The organism is Veillonella sp. ZSJB6, from assembly GCF_051549505.1.
In the GTDB taxonomy this organism is placed as follows: domain Bacteria; phylum Bacillota; class Negativicutes; order Veillonellales; family Veillonellaceae; genus Veillonella.
This window is the reverse complement of the sequence record NZ_JBPUGE010000146.1, coordinates 1-245: the sequence shown is the minus strand read 5'-3', so window position 1 is coordinate 245 and position 245 is coordinate 1. Positions and strand designations below refer to the sequence as shown.

Annotated in this window: 1 protein-coding gene; it reads right to left on the bottom strand. The window is 69.8% G+C overall.

The genetic code is table 11. From position 1 onward, the window contains the following. The coding region (locus ACSV5T_RS10225; RefSeq protein WP_438321071.1) for a helicase HerA-like domain-containing protein at positions 1-245 on the bottom strand (245 nt) is incomplete at both ends.

The following is a 245-nucleotide window of genomic DNA, read 5'->3' as shown; positions in this document are numbered from 1 at the left end:
GACGCTCGTCCTCCGAAACGGGCCCGATGCGACCCTCCGGCGGTCGGATCAGCGTGCGCTGGACGATGGAGGGCTCGCCCTTGTTCTCAAGCATCGAGACGAGCGCCTCGCCGACCTTCAGCTCGAGGATCACGCGCTCGGTGTCGAGGTCCGGGTTCTTGCGGAAGGTCTCGGCGGCGGCCTTGACGGCGCGCTGCTCCTGGGGCGTGAAGGCGCGCAGTGCGTGCTGGACGCGGTTGCCGAGC